The 16,221-nt window shown below is 51.4% G+C and carries 16 protein-coding genes; 6 read left to right on the top strand and 10 right to left on the bottom strand.

Going from position 1 to position 16,221, the window contains the following annotated elements; translation table 11 throughout:
- Nucleotides 1-16 precede the first annotated feature (16 nt).
- Nucleotides 17-235, bottom strand: coding sequence for a hypothetical protein (locus ABF87_RS06085; protein WP_160828248.1), 219 nt, complete (start codon nucleotides 233-235; stop codon nucleotides 17-19).
- Entirely contained in the window at nucleotides 232-666 is a 435-nt protein-coding gene (locus tag ABF87_RS06080) for a VOC family protein (protein WP_160828247.1), read from the bottom strand. The genes ABF87_RS06085 and ABF87_RS06080 overlap by 4 nt, the downstream gene beginning before the upstream one ends.
- Before the next feature lie 300 nt (nucleotides 667-966).
- On the opposite strand from ABF87_RS06080, the gene ABF87_RS06075 reads away from it, so the two are divergent.
- Complete coding sequence (locus tag ABF87_RS06075; RefSeq protein ID WP_160828246.1) at nucleotides 967-2,667, top strand: alkaline phosphatase D family protein; 1,701 nt, start codon at nucleotides 967-969, stop codon at nucleotides 2,665-2,667.
- On the opposite strand, the gene holA is transcribed toward ABF87_RS06075, so the two are convergent.
- From holA to ABF87_RS06055, 4 genes are all read right to left on the bottom strand, one after another.
- Nucleotides 2,636-3,694, bottom strand: a complete 1,059-nt coding sequence (gene holA / locus ABF87_RS06070) for a DNA polymerase III subunit delta (RefSeq protein ID WP_160828245.1) — start codon at nucleotides 3,692-3,694, stop codon at nucleotides 2,636-2,638. The two genes, ABF87_RS06075 and holA, sit on opposite strands and share 32 nt — an antisense overlap.
- 33 nt (nucleotides 3,695-3,727) lie before the next feature.
- Nucleotides 3,728-4,279: an LPS assembly lipoprotein LptE gene (gene lptE / locus ABF87_RS06065; RefSeq protein ID WP_160828244.1), complete on the bottom strand. Its 552-nt coding sequence runs from the start codon at nucleotides 4,277-4,279 to the stop codon at nucleotides 3,728-3,730.
- A gap of 33 nt (nucleotides 4,280-4,312) precedes the next feature.
- Nucleotides 4,313-7,018: a leucine--tRNA ligase gene (leuS, locus tag ABF87_RS06060; protein WP_160828243.1), complete on the bottom strand. Its 2,706-nt coding sequence runs from the start codon at nucleotides 7,016-7,018 to the stop codon at nucleotides 4,313-4,315.
- 379 nt (nucleotides 7,019-7,397) lie between these two features.
- Nucleotides 7,398-7,604 carry a dodecin gene (locus tag ABF87_RS06055; protein WP_160828242.1) on the bottom strand — a complete coding sequence of 69 codons (207 nt, stop codon included), beginning with the start codon at nucleotides 7,602-7,604 and terminating at the stop codon, nucleotides 7,398-7,400.
- A 174-nt stretch (nucleotides 7,605-7,778) separates the two neighbouring features.
- On the opposite strand from ABF87_RS06055, the gene ABF87_RS06050 reads away from it, so the two are divergent.
- The gene (locus ABF87_RS06050) at nucleotides 7,779-8,558 is read left to right on the top strand and encodes a M48 family metallopeptidase (RefSeq protein ID WP_160828241.1); all 780 of its coding nucleotides are present in this window, start codon (nucleotides 7,779-7,781) and stop codon (nucleotides 8,556-8,558) included.
- 14 nt (nucleotides 8,559-8,572) lie between these two features.
- Here the strand turns inward: ABF87_RS06050 and ABF87_RS06045 are convergent, their stop codons facing one another.
- Complete coding sequence (locus ABF87_RS06045) at nucleotides 8,573-8,962, bottom strand: VOC family protein (RefSeq protein WP_160828240.1); 390 nt, start codon at nucleotides 8,960-8,962, stop codon at nucleotides 8,573-8,575.
- A gap of 406 nt (nucleotides 8,963-9,368) precedes the next feature.
- On the opposite strand from ABF87_RS06045, the gene ABF87_RS06040 reads away from it, so the two are divergent.
- From ABF87_RS06040 to ABF87_RS06025, 4 genes are all read left to right on the top strand, one after another.
- Nucleotides 9,369-9,866, top strand: a complete 498-nt coding sequence (locus ABF87_RS06040) for a chemotaxis protein CheW (protein WP_160828279.1) — start codon at nucleotides 9,369-9,371, stop codon at nucleotides 9,864-9,866.
- A gap of 104 nt (nucleotides 9,867-9,970) precedes the next feature.
- Nucleotides 9,971-10,156 (top strand): hypothetical protein, encoded by a 186-nt coding sequence (locus ABF87_RS06035; protein ID WP_160828239.1) that lies wholly within the window; start codon nucleotides 9,971-9,973, stop codon nucleotides 10,154-10,156.
- A 764-nt stretch (nucleotides 10,157-10,920) separates the two neighbouring features.
- Nucleotides 10,921-11,433 carry a chemotaxis protein CheW gene (locus ABF87_RS06030; RefSeq protein ID WP_160828238.1) on the top strand — a complete coding sequence of 171 codons (513 nt, stop codon included), beginning with the start codon at nucleotides 10,921-10,923 and terminating at the stop codon, nucleotides 11,431-11,433.
- Between the two features lie 54 nt (nucleotides 11,434-11,487).
- Nucleotides 11,488-13,215, top strand: a complete 1,728-nt coding sequence (locus ABF87_RS06025) for a methyl-accepting chemotaxis protein (protein ID WP_160828237.1) — start codon at nucleotides 11,488-11,490, stop codon at nucleotides 13,213-13,215.
- Between the two features lie 121 nt (nucleotides 13,216-13,336).
- Here the strand turns inward: ABF87_RS06025 and ABF87_RS06020 are convergent, their stop codons facing one another.
- The 3 genes from ABF87_RS06020 to hisC all read right to left on the bottom strand — a co-directional run bounded on the left by ABF87_RS06020 (nucleotide 13,337) and on the right by hisC (nucleotide 16,151).
- A complete protein-coding gene (locus ABF87_RS06020; RefSeq protein WP_160828236.1) occupies nucleotides 13,337-13,882 on the bottom strand; it encodes a FecR family protein in 546 nt (181 codons plus the stop codon).
- 201 nt (nucleotides 13,883-14,083) lie between these two features.
- Nucleotides 14,084-14,974, bottom strand: coding sequence for a prephenate dehydrogenase/arogenate dehydrogenase family protein (locus ABF87_RS06015; protein ID WP_160828235.1), 891 nt, complete (start codon nucleotides 14,972-14,974; stop codon nucleotides 14,084-14,086).
- 58 nt (nucleotides 14,975-15,032) lie between these two features.
- Entirely contained in the window at nucleotides 15,033-16,151 is a 1,119-nt protein-coding gene (gene hisC / locus ABF87_RS06010; protein WP_160828234.1) for a histidinol-phosphate transaminase, read from the bottom strand.
- Nucleotides 16,152-16,221 lie beyond the last annotated feature (70 nt).

Raw genomic sequence — 16,221 nt, 5'->3', positions numbered from 1 at the left:
TCCGGCTATCGGATCGTTACTTTCCTTGCGTGTTTTCTAGATCAGACTGCTTCTTATAAGTTTCATAAGAAACACCTGCATTGGCCAGGCAGCGTTCGCGCTCCTGCTGATCCATCAGCCGGGTGCATTGGTTACGCTGCCACGATTGGCCGGTGGTGTAGAGTTGCTGGGCGGTGCAGCCAGTTGTTGTCACCATCGTTACGGTGACAACGATAGCCAGAATACGGGAATTCATGCAGTGTGTTCGTTGCCGACGACGTTGACCATCCAGACGATGCCGAAACGGTCGGTGAGCATACCGAAGCGCGGCGACCAGAAGGTTTTGGTCAGCGGCATTTGTACTTGGCCGCCATCCGCTAGTGCGTTGAAAAAATGATCGGCTTCGGCTTCGGTCGCTACCGCGATGGACAGCGAAAAACCGTTGAATTGTGAACCTTCTTCGCAGCCATCGGAGGCCATCAGGACGTTGTCGCCAATGCGGAAGCTCGCATGCATGACTTTGTTCTCAAATCCCGGCGGCAGCATGCCAGGCGGCGGCGCTTCCGGGCTGTCCTTGTGATACATCAGCATGTCAATCTGGGCGCCCAGTGCAGTGCGGTAGAATTCCAGCGCCTCTTCACAGCGGCCGCCGAACATCAGGTAAGGTTGAATGAGTGGAGTTGGCATGATAAGTCCTCATAGAATTGGGTTTTTGCAGAAACTGCGGGTCATACTTCGACCCGCTCGATCAACTATAGCATACCGCGTTTCGATGACAGCGCCGCGGCGGGCCGTGGCCTGGAAAAAGCTGCTGGCGCGGTGCCGATATGCAGTTACAATAGCTTGCAGGCCGTTGAAAAACGCTGCTGTGGTGCCGGACAGGTTCATTGATCAACAGGATGCATGTTTTTCATCGAGTCCGTAGCACGTTTGCCTCGAATGCATCATTTCGACGACTTGATCTTTTTTCATTCTAAGGCGTACATCATGAAAACATTTGATTTCTATGACCGGGGAGGCAATCGTCCCTGGATCAATCCGCTGCTCACGAACGCAGTGATCGTGGGTCATACGACAACGACCAGCACCAAGCTGTGGTTGCGGGCGTATCAGGAAAATACCTATCGCATGGTCATCAACCCTGAGCCGATATTGGGCGAGAATGACATGGCGGCCGATTGGAATCCTGAAATAAAGCTCCTGAACGGCCAGGAAATTTTCGTTCTGCGGAACGTTTTTCATCCGGACATGGTGCGTGAATTTCCCGCCGCCGCCATCACCAATGCTTCGAAACTTGAATTTGCACACGATATCACCGAAGTCTGGGAAGTCACTGGTTTGAAGCCTGGGCAACGATATTATTACGCAGCGTTTGCACTCGATTTGACCACTCGAAAATCAGCGTGGGAGATCGATCCCGATAGCCGATTCAATCGCTTCCGTACGCAGAGTGAAGGCCAAAAGTCGATGACTTTCGGTTTATTCAGTTGCCATATGCCATATAAGAAGAATTCATTCGATTTGATCAACATTCACATGTGGGACCGGTTCGGGGAAGAACTGGATCAGCATGACGGCGAATTCATTCTCGGTGTCGGCGATCAGGTGTACGTGGATGGCAATTCCAAAGTCAGTATCTGGGAATGGTTGAAGCAGAATCGCAAGGAATTCGTGAAGGAAGTGAGGCCGGAAGATCGTGTGGACGTGATGCGCTCATGGTATCGCGATATTTATCGGGGATATTGGGGGCATCGGCAATTGCGGCGCGTGCTGTCGCGTTTTCCGACCTATATGATGTGGGATGATCACGAGATTCTGGACGGCTGGGGTTCATATAACGACCAGGAGAGAAAGAATCTGCTCGATTCCTGGTGGGACTGGGCAGACGATGATGAAAAATTGTCGTTGTTTTATCAGATGTACGAAGCGGCAAAGCTGACGTATCACGAGTATGAGCATATCCATAACCCGACGACGCCCGATGGCCAGTTCGATTATGCATTCACCTGGGGCGCGGCGGCCTTTTATGTATTGGACATGCGCGGCCAGCGCGACTATACCCGTGCGACCAATGACCGTATCCTCGGTCAGGCGCAGATGCAGCGGTTCAAGGACTGGTTAGCATCGGATACGGTCAAGAATGCCTCGGCCATTTTCGTCATTTCTCCGGTGCCGGTCGTGCATGTGAGAAGTTTTGTCGTGAATTACCTTGATCTTCTCTCGCTCACGGATGACATGCGCGATCAATGGGAGCATGAGACCAACTGGGTGGAACGCGACGATTTGCTGGATGCGATGTTCAAGGCGGCGCAAGCGCATGGCAAATCGCTGTATGTGCTCAGCGGCGATGTGCACATCGGTGCAGCTTTCCGTCTCACGCATAAACATTATCCCGACACGCTGGTGTATCAGTTGACGTCGAGCGCCATTACTTATGACTTGCCGTGGCTGCAGGCGTCAGCGCTGGCATGGGCGGTCAAGAATCACGGCTATTTACAGCGCGACGACGACAATAGCGATCCGAACGTGGCGTTCCAATTGCTGATGGAACCCTGCAAAACCAACAACTTTGCATTGATCAATGTGCAGAACACTGATCAGGGCAAGCAGGAAGTAAGCTGGGATTTGTACGGATCGACCGAACAGGATGCCAAAGTCACAAAGTTGCAGCGGATCGTGTTGGAGTAATCATGCTGACAGGCGCGGCGGATGAAGGAAGCGTAAAGCGCAGCCCCAGTTGCAATAACGCATCCCAGACATCGCCTTGAGCGACACCTTTGATCATGCGGTCGATCAACGCAGCCTGCGCCAATCCCTGAGTGAGGGACGGGATGCCGATCCTGCGCGCGGCGGCCAGCGCGATTTTCTGCCGGTCGCCCCAGATGCGCGCGGATTGCAGGAGTTGCGCGGGCGGTTGGCCATGGTCGAGGCCGGTGCGGATTGCGATCAATTGACGGATCTGCTCAGCGAGAGTGGCGAGAATCAACAGCGGCGCGACGCCTTCGCCTTGCAGGCCGGTTAGAACGCGGACATAGCGCGCAGTGTCCGCTGCCATCATGGCATCGGATAACTGAAACACGTCGTAGCGTGCGACGTTCAGCACGACATTCTTGATCTGATCGAAGGTCAGCGCGCCGTTGGGGTACAGCAGCGCCAATTTCTGAATTTCCTGATGGGCTGCGAGCAGATTGCCTTCGACTTGATCGGCGATGAATTGCAGTGATGCGGAATCGGCTTTTTGTTGTTGCCTGGCCAGGCGTTGTTCGATCCAGGCCGGCAACTGGTCACGTTCAATCGCATACACCGGAATCATCACGCCAGCTTCGTCGAGCGCCTTGAACCATTTTGCGGCTTGGCCTTGTTTATCGATGCGCGGCAATGTGACCAGCGTCAGCGTATCAGGCGGCAATGCGCGACAGTAGCCGTCGATGGCCTTGCCGCCTTCTTTGCCGGGTTTTCCCGACGGGATGCGGATATCGATGATTTTCCGGTCGGCGAACAATGATTGATTATTGCCGGCATTCAGTAGCTCAGACCAATCGAAGTGCTGATCGACGCTGAAGAGCGCTCGCTCGGTAAAGCCGTGCTCGCGCGCATGATTGCGAATCAAATCGGCGGCTTCCAGAATCAGCAGCGGTTCATTGCCGAATAAGGTATAAAGCGGAGCAGCGTGGTTTTTTAGATGCTGCGGCAGTTGTTCGAGCTTGATGCGCATACTGAAGAACGATGTCGGGAATAATGTGCGGCATTAATCAGATTTCGTTGATTTTTCCGTTTCCGCCGGTTTTTCCACATCTTCAGGTGGAAACTTGACGGTTGAGAGCCGCCACAGGATCTGCTGAACGGCATCGGTCTGCATATCCTTCTGCAGCAGGCGCTCTTCGGATTCCTTGGCCAGGATCAGCGCATCGAGGAACGGCAGGATGCGTGTCAATGTAACGTTAGCCGGAGGGACGATTTCGACGCCGCGATGATCCAGCAGGCGGTACGTGACGCGATAAATCAAATTGAAATCGCGCACCCGGCCTCCTCCGGATAAGGAAAGAATTCCTCGTTCAGTGGCCACATTCATGATCTCCAGCGTCGCTTCGGCTTCTGCCATGCTGGGAGCCAGTTTTGTCCGGGAGGATGCGCTGATGATGCGCTCCAGCTCGGTGCCGATGATCTGCCCTTCCGGGGCGGTGATATACAGCGACTTGAACGGCAAAGGCGCGACTTGGCCGCGCAATTTGAAACCGCACGCCGCCAGGAGCGACACAATGAGCAGCAGGATGATGCGCTGTTTGAGCTTGATATTCATAGCTTGAGAGACATTTGAGAGTTAATGACGCCGCTACACCACAATATTGACGAGTCTTCCCGGTACGACAATGATTTTTTTGACGGTCTGCCCGTCGATAAATTTCTGCACATGCCCGTCGCTTAATGCCGCCCGCTCGATAGCCTCTTTTCCGGCGTTCTTGGCAATAGTGATTTGCCCGCGTAATTTACCATTTACCTGCACGATCAGCGTCATTTCATCTTGAATCATCGCGGTGTCATCCGCTTTTGGCCATGGCTGGTCGGACAATTCCGTACCCGGTTTCAGTTCGCGCCATAATTGATGGCAGACGTGCGGAACGATCGGCGATAACAGCAGCACGATATTTTCCAGCGCTTCTTGCATCAGATTGCGGTTGGCGGCGTCGCCGTCCGGTAGTTTGGCCAGGTTATTCATCAATTCCATCACGGCAGCGATGGCGGTATTGAAGGTATGGCGCCGCTCCAGATCATCGCTGACTTTGGCGATAGTCTGGTGCAATTGGCAGCGCAACGCTTTGGATTCAGCCGACAGCGCCGCATGCAGTGCCGGGTCGAGATTGACGCTGCCGGCCTGGAGGTGAACGTAAACCTGCCGCCATAAGCGTTTGAGGAATCGATACGCGCCTTCGACGCCGGCATCGGCCCATTCCAAAGTTTGCGTCGGCGGGCTGGCGAACATCATGAACAGACGCGCAGTGTCGGCGCCGTATTCTTCCACCAATTTTTGAGGATCCACGCCATTATTCTTTGATTTCGACATCGTGCCGATGCCGCCCGATTCGACCGGCTGATGGTCGGATTGAAGGAGCGCGCCACAGCGCTTGCCCTGTTCGTCATGCTGAAGTATGACCTCGGTGGGATTGAAATAAGTGATGCGTCCGCCATCCGATTTACGGTAAAAGATTTCATTGAGCACCATGCCTTGCGTCAGCAGATTGGTGAATGGCTCATCCAGTGTCAGCAAGCCGAGGTCGCGCATGACCTTGCTCCAGAACCGCGAATACAGCAGATGCAGAATGGCGTGCTCGATGCCGCCGATATATTGATCGGCAGGCAGCCAGTAATTGGCGCGCTCGTCGGTCATCGCATCATGCCGATCCGGGCAGGCATAGCGAGCGTAATACCAGGAAGAATCGACGAACGTATCCATGGTATCGGTTTCCCTCCGCGCCGCTTTGCCGCATTTCGGGCAACTGCATTCATAAAATGACGGCGTTTTGGCGAGTGGGTTGCCGGCACCGTCCGGAACGAGATTCTGTGGCAGTACCACCGGCAGTTGATCGTCCGGCACGGGCACCACGCCGCAGTCATCACAATGAATCAGCGGAATCGGACAGCCCCAGTAGCGCTGGCGGGAAATGCCCCAGTCACGCAGACGGTATTGCACGCGCTTGTTGCCCAGTCCTTTTGCGGCGAGATCGGCAGCAATGGAGTCCACTGCAGCACTATAACCGAAACCATCGTATTTGCCTGAATTAATGCAAATACCGATCACCTTGTTGCCATACCATTCTTGCCATTGAGAAGTTGAAAACGGTGCATCAATTCCATCATTACCATGTCCACTACCATCTTCCGATCCTGCTCCAGACCCTGTTCCGCCTCCATACCCACTTCCATCACCAAAACCGTCTTCTCGACCTTTTGTGATTACCTGTTTAATTAGCAGTCTATATTTCTTAGCAAACTCAAAATCGCGTTCGTCATGTGCCGGGACTGCCATTACGGCACCTTCGCCGTAGCCCATCAACACATAGTTGGCGACCCAGATCGGCAATTTTCCGCCAGTCAGCGGATGGATGACGAACAAGCCCGTATCCATACCTTTCTTTTCCTGCGTGGCGAGGTCGGCTTCCTTGGCGGAGCCCAATTTGCATTCCTGTATGAAGGCTTGCAGCGCCGGATCGTTCTTTGCGGCGTGCAGCGCGATCGGATGTTCGGCAGCAACAGCGACGTAAGTCGCGCCCATCAGCGTATCGGCGCGAGTGGTGAATACTTTCACATCCTGTGGCGTGCCCGATTCGGCATCTGCCGGAAATGTGATGTCGACGCCGTGGCTCTTGCCGATCCAGTTGGCTTGCATGGTCTTGACCCGTTCGGGCCAGCCGGTGAGAGCGTCCAATGACGATAGCAGTTCGTCCGCATAGTCTGTGATTTTAAGGTAGTACATCGGTATTTCGCGTTTTTCCACTGGCGCGCCGGTACGCCAGCCGCAACCGTCGATGACTTGCTCATTGGCCAACACGGTCTGATCCACCGGATCCCAATTCACCGTGCCGGTGGTTTGATACGCCAGCCCTTTTTCCAGCATGCGCAAGAACAGCCATTGATTCCAGTGATAATAGCTGGGGTCGCAGGTTGCGATCTCGCGTTCCCAGTCGATGCTCAATCCCAGGCTTTTCAGTTGCTTGCGCATGTAAGCGATATTGTCGTATGTCCATTGGGCGGGTGATACGTTGTTTTGCATGGCTGCATTTTCCGCCGGCAGGCCAAACGCATCCCAGCCCATCGGTTGCAGAACGTTGTACCCCTGCATGCGCCGATAGCGCGACAATACGTCGCCGATCGTGTAGTTGCGCACATGTCCCATGTGCAGTTTGCCGGAAGGGTAGGGAAACATCGACAGGCAGTAGTATTTGGGTTTGCCGGGAATTTCTTCCGCCTTGAAGGCAGCCGTGTGTTCCCAATGCAGTTGCGCGTTCTTTTCGATTTCCTGGGGATGATATTTTTCTTGCATGAATGTTGTTTTATACGGTGAAAAGCGAATTATACCGTGAAGTATTGCGGTAAATTGCTTCATCGTCCGATTGCAGGAAAGGATGGCACATTTTTCCGTTTGCGAGCGAAATGAGCCTCAACGAAAAGCCATAACTTGCCCCAATCCATTCCCGGCGGCAGAAGAACTATCAAGAGAGCTGTTCATCACGGAAACGTTGATTACTGCGGCGAATAAGATGAAGAACACACTCACGGAGACCTATCAGCACAATCGATGGGTAAGTGCGTCCTGCGCCACGAAGCAATGCGCTCGTGCAGTCGATGAATCAGCGTTTCCTTGGGTTGAACGTTCGCCGCTGGCTTTGTGCAACGTTTGCCAGCCAGCGATACGGATCAGCCTAATCGAGGCGGAAGCCGATTTTGATTTTCACTTGAAAATGTGCAATCTTGGCGTCAACAATATGGCCGCGAGTATCGATCACTTCGAACCAATCCAGATTGCGCAGGGTTTTACCGGATTTCGTGATAGCCTGCTGAATGGCATCGTCACTGCTTTTGGTCGATGTGCCGACGATTTCGATAATTTTATAGACGTGATCGTTCATGCTGTGATTCTCCTCTATAGCGTGGACAGAAGCGTTATATCATACTTCAAATGATCGATGTCGCGCGCTGCTGTGCGTAGCCGGGATCAGCGAATTTTTTCTTGAGCGCTTGCTGTATTGATCGATTCGTCCATACGACGAAATCCCTGATTCATTCTTTGCGAGGAACTACTTATGATGACCAGAATATTGTTTTTTATAGGAATATTAATCCTTTCGGCCTGCTCGACGACGCCTACCGGCAGAAGTCAAGTCGCGTTCATGCCGGATGATCAGATCGACGGCATGGGGTTGCAGGCTTTTTCTGAATTAAAGAAAGAAAAAAAGATGAGTCAGAATACGCGCGAAAATGAATTTGTCCGCTGCATTGCGGCAGCGATAACGCGCGAGGTCGGTGGCAACTGGGAAGTGATTGTGTTTGAGGATAACACCCTGAACGCCTTTGCTTTGCCCGGCAGTAAAATCGGCGTGCATACCGGGTTGGTGGACTTGGTGGATAATCAAGATCAACTGGCGTCGGTGATCGGTCACGAAGTCGGTCATGTATTGGCCAAGCACAGCAATGAGCGGCTATCTCAGAAAGTCGGCGCGCAGGTGGGTATTTCATTGATTGCCGCTGTGGCTGCGCCACAGACCGAGTTGGGGCGAAGCGCGATGGGTTTGTTGGGTGTGGGTGCCCAATATGGGTTGATCATGCCCTTCAGCCGCTTGCACGAGAGCGAAGCTGATGAAATTGGCCTGGAGTTGATGGCAAAAGCCGGGTTCAATCCTGCCGAAAGCGTAACGTTATGGCAAAAAATGGCGCAAGCAAGCCAAGGTCAGCCAGCGGAATTCATGTCGACTCACCCTTCTCATGAAACCCGCATTCATGACTTGCAAAAGCGCTTGCCCGAAGCAACGGCGCTCATGCAAAAAGCACGCGCAGCAGGAAAGAATCCCAGTTGCAAGAAATAGGCCGCGGTGAGTAACTACTGTTGTGGCTCCGGTTCATCGGCGGGGAAATCCAATTCCACTTTAGCGCCATCCGGATCATGGCAGAACAATTGCCATATTTCCAGGCCCTTCAGCCGATGCAAATCATAAGGAATATTGTGGTGCTTCAAGATATTGACCGTTTCTTGTAGATTCGACGCCGTGAAGGCCATATGATCAATGACACCGGCTGCTATCGCTGGCATCGGCTTGCTTGCCATGATGTGCAAGATCGCTTGATTGCCGCCCGCATACAGCCATGCGCCGGGAAACCCGAACGGTGGCCGATAGCCTTCCTGCAATCCAAGCACATCGATATAGAATTGCTTGCTCCTTTCCAAATCACTGCTCAGCACTGTGAAATGATTCATGGTGTGAATAGTCATGTCGGTATTGTCCTATCGTAAGAAGAAATTCTGTAAAACGACGAGACTCGGTCAAGCAGCGCTGAATCACGCTCCAGATACTCATTGGTCGTTCATGCGCTGCACGTGCATAACTGAGCTTCACCGTTTGGCCCGTCGTGCTTCGTTTCCTTGAAATTTTCCAAAGGAATTATTTCTGAATGTCATCAGAACTATCTGATTTTGATGACGTAATATCGAAATGATAGCGTTAATTCAGAAATACCCAAAAAAATGTTCCTTCTCAATAAACGTTCCTTCTCAATATCGATTATTTTAGGTCGTAATCATAACCAGTTCAGCATTTTCTTTGTGCTCGAGAATTGTCATTGGTGTGCTGGATTTCAATTTGACAGGTAAAGGAGTAGGAAGCATGTTTCAGGAACAGATGGATGGCAAGAACACAGAGTCGATAGCATCCGCGGCAGGCCGAACGATGAATGAATTCTTAACTTTTCGCTTGGGTAGCGAGGAATATGGGATTGAGATTCTGAAGGTCCAAGAGATCCGTGGCTATGATGCGATTACCCAGATTGCCAATGCTCCGGATTTCATCAAAGGGGTGGTCAATTTGCGCGGCATTATCGTGCCGATCGCTGATATGCGTATCAAATTCAGATTGGGAAAAGCGGATTATGATCAATTCACGGTCGTCATTATATTGAATGTTGCTGGCCGGGTGATGGGCATAGTGGTGGATGGCGTATCCGATGTGATTACGCTGGAAGCCGAGCAAATGCGGCCCACACCCGGCATGGGGTCGGTGATCGATACCGAATACATCATGGGATTGGGAACGGTGGATGAACGGATGCTGATATTGATCGATATCGAAAAATTGATGGTCAGCAGCAACATGGGATTGATCGAACACAGCATCAATTAGGTCAGAAATTTTTGAGATGTACTGGAGGAGTAGGGGAAATGCTTAAAGGAATAACAGTTAAAACCGAGTTAATCGTCGCGCTCAGTCTCTTGGTGACATGCTGATTGGTACCGGTAACTTGGGTATTCGTGGGCATTCATGAATCAAATATCGGCTTCAAGTCCGTCTATGAAAACCGTATCGTGCCTGCGGTCGACTTGGCGACCATCAATGATATCTGGAACCGTGCGCAAGAATACCGCGTTTACGGTAGATTCGAAGGATGTCGTTACGGCAAAATCGAAATCTAGGAAATATCCAAAACCATCAAGCGGGCAGAAATCTGAGTAAGATATATCTCGACCAAACTGATGCCTATAATTGCACGAAACGATTTATGAAATGACTACGCTGCACGGCGATGTCGCTGCTCAGAATATGCGACTGCACAAAGTAATTTCAATGCGATTTTGTTGATCATTGTCACGAGTACCCAGAGAAATCATCTTTTCATCCTTCAGTAGAAATGCACACTCCTCAGATGATTCCTGGGATGTCGTGAAACTCCGCACCTCTCTGTCTGATAATTAATTGTTTCTATCCATTTTTATAGTTGTGTTTTGCCCTTGATGAATGCATGAGCCGCTGAAGGAAGCTGTAGATGCGAGCTCATGGAAATTTTAATGAGTCGTTTATTTAGTAGAAACACTTGATACAACAGTCAAGTTCAACTATTGAAGGAAATCTCCTACGCAATGTCAACATACTCTCTGAACGGTAAAAAAGAATCAGCCGACAAAATATATTAATTCATATTCCGTAAGAACTTACTTCCTTTCAATACGTTAATTTTCATTACTCATGAGAAGAGGTCTATGAGCTAACCATAAGTCGCACCACTTATAACGTCAAATAGTGATATCAAAACCAGTTTAATCGTCAATCTATAAAGTAGTTAATTGATACTACAATGTATCCGTATGTCTGCATGTCTGCATGTCTGCATGTCGATTCGCGTGATTCATGAACGTGTCGATCAATTATGCTTTTAAAACAACTATAAGGAGCATGAGTCATGTTGCAGGAACAAGGAGTAGGCATAGCTTCCGATACATCGGGCGAGGGCGCAAGTCGAGTCATGAATGAATTCTTGACGTTCCGATTGGGGGCTGAAGAATATGGCATTGAAATACTTAAGGTTCAGGAAATTCGGGGCTACGATTCCATTACGCAAATCGCCAATGCTCCGGATTTCATCAAAGGCGTGGTGAATTTGCGAGGCATCATCGTGCCGATTGTCGATTTGCGGATCAAGTTCAGATTGGGAAACGTCAGTTATGATCAGTTCACCGTAGTGATCATACTGAATGTTGCTGGCCGGGTAATGGGGATTGTGGTGGATGGCGTATCGGATGTCATCAATCTGGAAGACGAACATATTCGTTCCACGCCGGATTTTGGCGCAGTGATCGACACCGAATATATCGTCGGTTTGGGGACAGTGGATCAGCGGATGCTGATATTGATAGATATCGAAAAACTGATGAGCAGCGGCGACATGGGTTTGATTGAGCAGAGTGGTAACTAGGGAGCGTTAACTAGCAATAATTTATTTTACGAAAGGATTATAAAGGAGAATCTGATGCTACATAATATGACAATAAAGTCACGATTGATGCTGGTTATAGGAACGTTATCGTTGTTGCTGATAGGCGTGGGTAGCCTTGGCGTATATGGTTTGAGCCAAACGAATGATTCTTTTAAAGGTGTCTATGAAGACCGGGCTGTGCCTTTGGGGGATTTGGGCATGGTATTGGATCGCATGCAACGCGCGCGGCTGAATACCGCCATGTCGGCGTATGGTAGAAGTGCTGACATTGTGAAAGAGCGCACGGCAATGACGAGCCAGCGCGATGCCGAACTGGCGGATTTCTGGAAAAAGTTCATGGCCACGAATTTGACGACGGAAGAAGCAGGCTTGGCCGAAAAATTCAGTCAGCAATGGAATAGTTATGTGGAATCACGCAATCGCACAATAACATTGGCAACGGCGGGAAATTATGATGCTGCGGCTGCTAACCTGACGGGCGATGCCAGCGGCAAATTTGATGCAGTTCATGGAACCCTGCTGAAACTGCTTGAACTGCAACGCACCGAATCCGCCAAGGAATACGCTGAAGCGCAAAGCAATTATCAGAGCATTCTCATGATTACCGCGACAGCCATCCTATTAGGCATTATTTTTGCCGTGATTATCGGTTATCTCTTGATCAGAGCGATCGTCGGTACGCTGAATGAAGCCGTTGCAGTAGCAAATGCCGTCGCATCCGGCGATTTGACCAGTAAAATCGATGTCAATTCAACCAATGAAACCGGCCAGTTAATGCAAGCCTTGAAGATCATGAATGACAATCTCGTCGATTTGGTCAGTAAAGTGCGGACAGGTACAGATTCGATCGCTACGGCATCGAGCGAGATTGCGTCGGGTAATTCGGATCTGAGCCAGCGCACCGAGGAGCAAGCTTCCAGTTTGGAAGAAACGGCTTCGTCGATGGAAGAACTCACCTCGACGGTAAGGCAAAATGCCGATAATGCCCGCCAAGCCAATCAGCTCGCAGCCGGCGCATCCGAAGTGGCCGTAAAAGGCGGCGCGGTGGTTGGCCAGGTGGTGCAAACGATGAGCTCGATCAATGAAAGCTCGAAAAAAATTGTCGACATCATCAGTGTCATCGATGGCATTGCGTTTCAAACCAATATCTTGGCATTGAATGCCGCTGTCGAGGCTGCGCGGGCTGGAGAACAGGGCCGAGGTTTTGCGGTGGTCGCGACGGAAGTGCGCACGCTGGCGCAGCGCTCGGCGGCAGCAGCGAAAGAAATCAAGGAATTGATCAATGATTCGGTCAGCAAGGTGGAAGTCGGGTCGCAATTGGTTGACGAGGCGGGTGCCACCATGGATGAAATCGTCAATGCAGTGAAACGCGTGACCGATATCATGAGTGAAATTTCGGCTGCATCGCAGGAGCAGAGTTCAGGCATCGAGCAAGTCAATCAGGCCGTAACGCAAATGGATGAAGTGACGCAGCAAAATGCGGCCTTGGTGGAACAGGCCGCCGCGGCGGCAGAATCGATGCAGGAACAGGCACGTGCGCTCACCCACGCGGTAACGATCTTTAAATTGACGGGAAGTGGATATTCGACCGCAACACCGGTGAAAAGAAGCAATCGTCCAACTTCGGTCACTAAGCTGCCGAACCGTGGACCATCCACTAAAAAGAACGCTATCAGTGTAACGGCGAGCTCATCTTCGGTAACTGCGCAACCCCGTAAAGTTGCTGCAGGCGGCGGGGGTGATGAGTGGGAAGAGTTTTAACCAATAAGTTTTTCTGACGGTTCTCAAGAAAATCCCCTGGCTTTTTGTCAGGGGATTTTCATTTCTGGATACCGATGCGCAAGGTTGGCGAACTAAAGGAGAGATCGTGTCAACCTGCTATTCACTGACCGTAAAGCCACGGTGCAACGTCTCGTTCACTGGCCAACATGTGCTTGCTGATTTTCATATCATCAAAATCGGCCTGCTCAAGTGCATTGATCTGGTAGATCCCTGATGCGACATGGATCTTGATGTGGCCTTCGGCAACTGCGATATGATGGCTGCCATCCTTATGCGTTTCAATGCTGAAACGGGTGCCGATGTCCTTGATGAGCGCGTTGCCGACTTTGACTTCAAGCTGACTGGACGCATTGCTCGCGCTGTTGAAAAAAACGTTGCCTTTGAACAATTCGACCTGCAGCGGATGACTTTCCTTCACGGCTACAGAGCTGCGAACATCCAGCGCCATGTCGATATGTGGTGCTATCTTCGTAGTCAATTCTTCAGACTTGGTTTCATAGAAACGCACGCTGGGCGGCTTGCCGAAGTACCACGTCATCAGACCCAGGGTCACGCATACGCCCATGATGGCGCTATGCACCAATAAACGCCGCCAACTGAAAACAAAAGTAAATGGTTCTATCACCGGAGGTTTGGGTTCTTGCATGGGATGTCAGTACTGGAGCAGAAAAAAATTCAAATTATATACTGACAATAACAGATTTTTTAACCAGTAAGTCTTTGTGGTTACTGAAGAAGATGGTTAAATGACCAGAAATTTCCAACAGAAGCGCCTTCATATCAGCATCATAAGCTGTGTAAGCGGAAATTACTGACCGACAATAAAGAAGGGGCGGGCCATACTGCGTCACGATTCGCTCGTCTTATTGGTGCGCTTGAGCCAGTCCTCTCTGAGCGCCCGGGCTTGCGAAAATGCCCGCTCCAATGCTTCGTCATCGTTGTTTCGCAGAATCTCGGCCAGGGCGTGCAATTCGGCCTGATAGGCTTCAATCTGTGTCAGCAGCGCATCGCGGTTGGCCAGGCAAATGTCGCGCCACATTTCCGGGGAACTGCTGGCGATGCGCGTGAAATCGCGAAAACCGCTGCCAGCGAAACGCAGCAGATCGTCAGCAGCATGATTGCCATGTTTGAGATGATTCATCAGCGTAAATGCCAGCACGTGGGGTAAATGACTGGTGGTGGCGAGCACGCGGTCATGTTCATCGGCAGCCATCAGCGAGACCTGTGCGCCGCATGCCTGCCATAGTTGACGGATATGCTCGACGCTCTCGAGACTAGTCTCGGGCAGCGGCGTCAGGATGACGTGCCGATTCTGATACAGGTCAGCGCGTGCGGCTTGTACGCCGCTGTGTTCAGCACCGGCAATGGGGTGGCCGGGTACGAAATGATGCCGGTTCTGGAGCGAGAGATGCGCGCGGGCTGCGGCAATGACATCCTGCTTGGTGCTGCCGGCATCGGTAATGATGGTATTGGCTTGCACATGAGGCGCCAGGCGCATCATCACGTCGTCGGTTTGACCTACCGGCATCGCGAGAAAAATCAGGTCGGCATTGTGCACCGCAGATGCGATATCACTGGCGATTTCGTCGATGATTTGCCGGGCCAGCGCATGTTCCATATTGCGCTGGCTGCGCCCGACGCCAACGATGCGCTGAGCCTGACCGGTTCTGCGAAGCGCTGCGGCAAATGATCCTCCGATCAAACCGACACCGATGATGACAACCTTATTGAATGGCATGGTATGTTGATCTTTGATGACACGAAAATGGGTTAATGAATTGACGGCATCGGATGACTCAGGTCAATTCGCCGAGGGCATGAGCAAGCGATTCGAGGAAACGCCTGTTTTGCGATTCCAGGCCGACCGTTACGCGCAGATGGTGAGGCATTTCATAAATGCCCAGAGGCCGCACGATGACGCCTTGCCGCAATAGGCTCTGATAGACTTTGGGTGTATTGGTTGCGTCGCCCATGACGCGGAAACTGATGAAATTGCCATACGACGGTATGTATTCTATGTTCATCTTACGGAATCCATCAGTCAATTGCAGCATGCCGGCACGGTTGAGTGCATATGATCTCTGCACGAATTCGGCATCGTGCAGGCCAGCCAGTGCGCCTACCAGACCGATGCTGCTGACATTGAACGGCTGGCGCACGCGGTTCATCAAATTGGCCACGTCCGGGTGCGCCAATCCAAAACCGATGCGGGCGCCGGCAAGGCCATACACCTTGGAAAAGGTGCGGGTGATCAGCAGATTGGGAAATTGCTTCAGCCATTTGATGCTGTCCGGTTTGTTGGCTTCGGGGAGATACTCATAGTAGGCTTCATCCATCACGACGAGTACGTCGCGCGAGACGCGCTCCATGAAACAGTACAGTTCTTCTTCAGTGGAGAGCGTGCCGGTTGGATTATTCGGGCTGGCGATAAACACGATGCGGGTTTCCGGAGTGATCGCATCCAGCATCGCCGGCAGGTCGTGCCCATAATCGCGCGCAGGCACTGAAATGCCATTCGCGCCGATCATCTGCACTACCAAGGGGTAGACGGCAAACGCGTGCTGAGAATAGATCGCCGCTGCGCCGGGCTTCAGAAACACGCGTGCTGCCAGATCCAGCACATCGTTGGAACCATTGCCGAGAATGATTTGTTCAGGATCGATGTCATAGCGTTTCGACAGCGCGGCTTTCAATTCATAGCCGCTGCCGTCTGGGTACAATGCGATCTGGTGCAGCGTATTGATCATCGCATCCAAAGCCAATGGACTGGTGCCAAGGGGATTTTCATTCGAAGCCAGCTTGATGACGGTAGTTTCATCCAAACCCAGTTCTCGCGCCAATTCCGAAATGGGTTTGCCAGGTTGGTAGGGTTGAATGGAGCGGATATATTCCGGAGCAAAATCGCAAAGATTCATAGGATTAAAAACTGATGATTGAAAAATAGGTGCCAAAGAAAACCTTATTGATGAGGAGAGTGTTGCGTGG

The organism is Nitrosomonas sp. JL21 (assembly GCF_009833095.1).
GTDB lineage: Bacteria > Pseudomonadota > Gammaproteobacteria > Burkholderiales > Nitrosomonadaceae > Nitrosomonas.
The sequence above is the reverse complement of the archived record's forward strand: the minus strand, read 5'-3'. Positions and strand labels throughout refer to the sequence as shown.

Bases quoted from the DNA above. Each gene is read 5' to 3' on its own strand.
- ABF87_RS06015 (WP_160828235.1), bottom strand. From the start codon at position 14,974: ATGCCATTCAATAAGGTTGTCATCATCGGTGTCGGTTTGATCGGAGGA.
- ABF87_RS06080 (WP_160828247.1), bottom strand. From the start codon at position 666: ATGCCAACTCCACTCATTCAACCTTACCTGATGTTCGGCGGCCGCTGT.
- ABF87_RS06020 (WP_160828236.1), bottom strand. From the start codon at position 13,882: ATGCAAGAACCCAAACCTCCGGTGATAGAACCATTTACTTTTGTTTTC.
- lptE (WP_160828244.1), bottom strand. From the start codon at position 4,279: ATGAATATCAAGCTCAAACAGCGCATCATCCTGCTGCTCATTGTGTCG.
- holA (WP_160828245.1), bottom strand. From the start codon at position 3,694: ATGCGCATCAAGCTCGAACAACTGCCGCAGCATCTAAAAAACCACGCT.
- ABF87_RS06075 (WP_160828246.1), top strand. From the start codon at position 967: ATGAAAACATTTGATTTCTATGACCGGGGAGGCAATCGTCCCTGGATC.
- ABF87_RS06050 (WP_160828241.1), top strand. From the start codon at position 7,779: ATGATGACCAGAATATTGTTTTTTATAGGAATATTAATCCTTTCGGCC.
- leuS (WP_160828243.1), bottom strand. From the start codon at position 7,018: ATGCAAGAAAAATATCATCCCCAGGAAATCGAAAAGAACGCGCAACTG.
- hisC (WP_160828234.1), bottom strand. From the start codon at position 16,151: ATGAATCTTTGCGATTTTGCTCCGGAATATATCCGCTCCATTCAACCC.
- ABF87_RS06055 (WP_160828242.1), bottom strand. From the start codon at position 7,604: ATGAACGATCACGTCTATAAAATTATCGAAATCGTCGGCACATCGACC.
- ABF87_RS06045 (WP_160828240.1), bottom strand. From the start codon at position 8,962: ATGACTATTCACACCATGAATCATTTCACAGTGCTGAGCAGTGATTTG.
- ABF87_RS06040 (WP_160828279.1), top strand. From the start codon at position 9,369: ATGGATGGCAAGAACACAGAGTCGATAGCATCCGCGGCAGGCCGAACG.
- ABF87_RS06085 (WP_160828248.1), bottom strand. From the start codon at position 235: ATGAATTCCCGTATTCTGGCTATCGTTGTCACCGTAACGATGGTGACA.
- ABF87_RS06030 (WP_160828238.1), top strand. From the start codon at position 10,921: ATGTTGCAGGAACAAGGAGTAGGCATAGCTTCCGATACATCGGGCGAG.
- ABF87_RS06025 (WP_160828237.1), top strand. From the start codon at position 11,488: ATGCTACATAATATGACAATAAAGTCACGATTGATGCTGGTTATAGGA.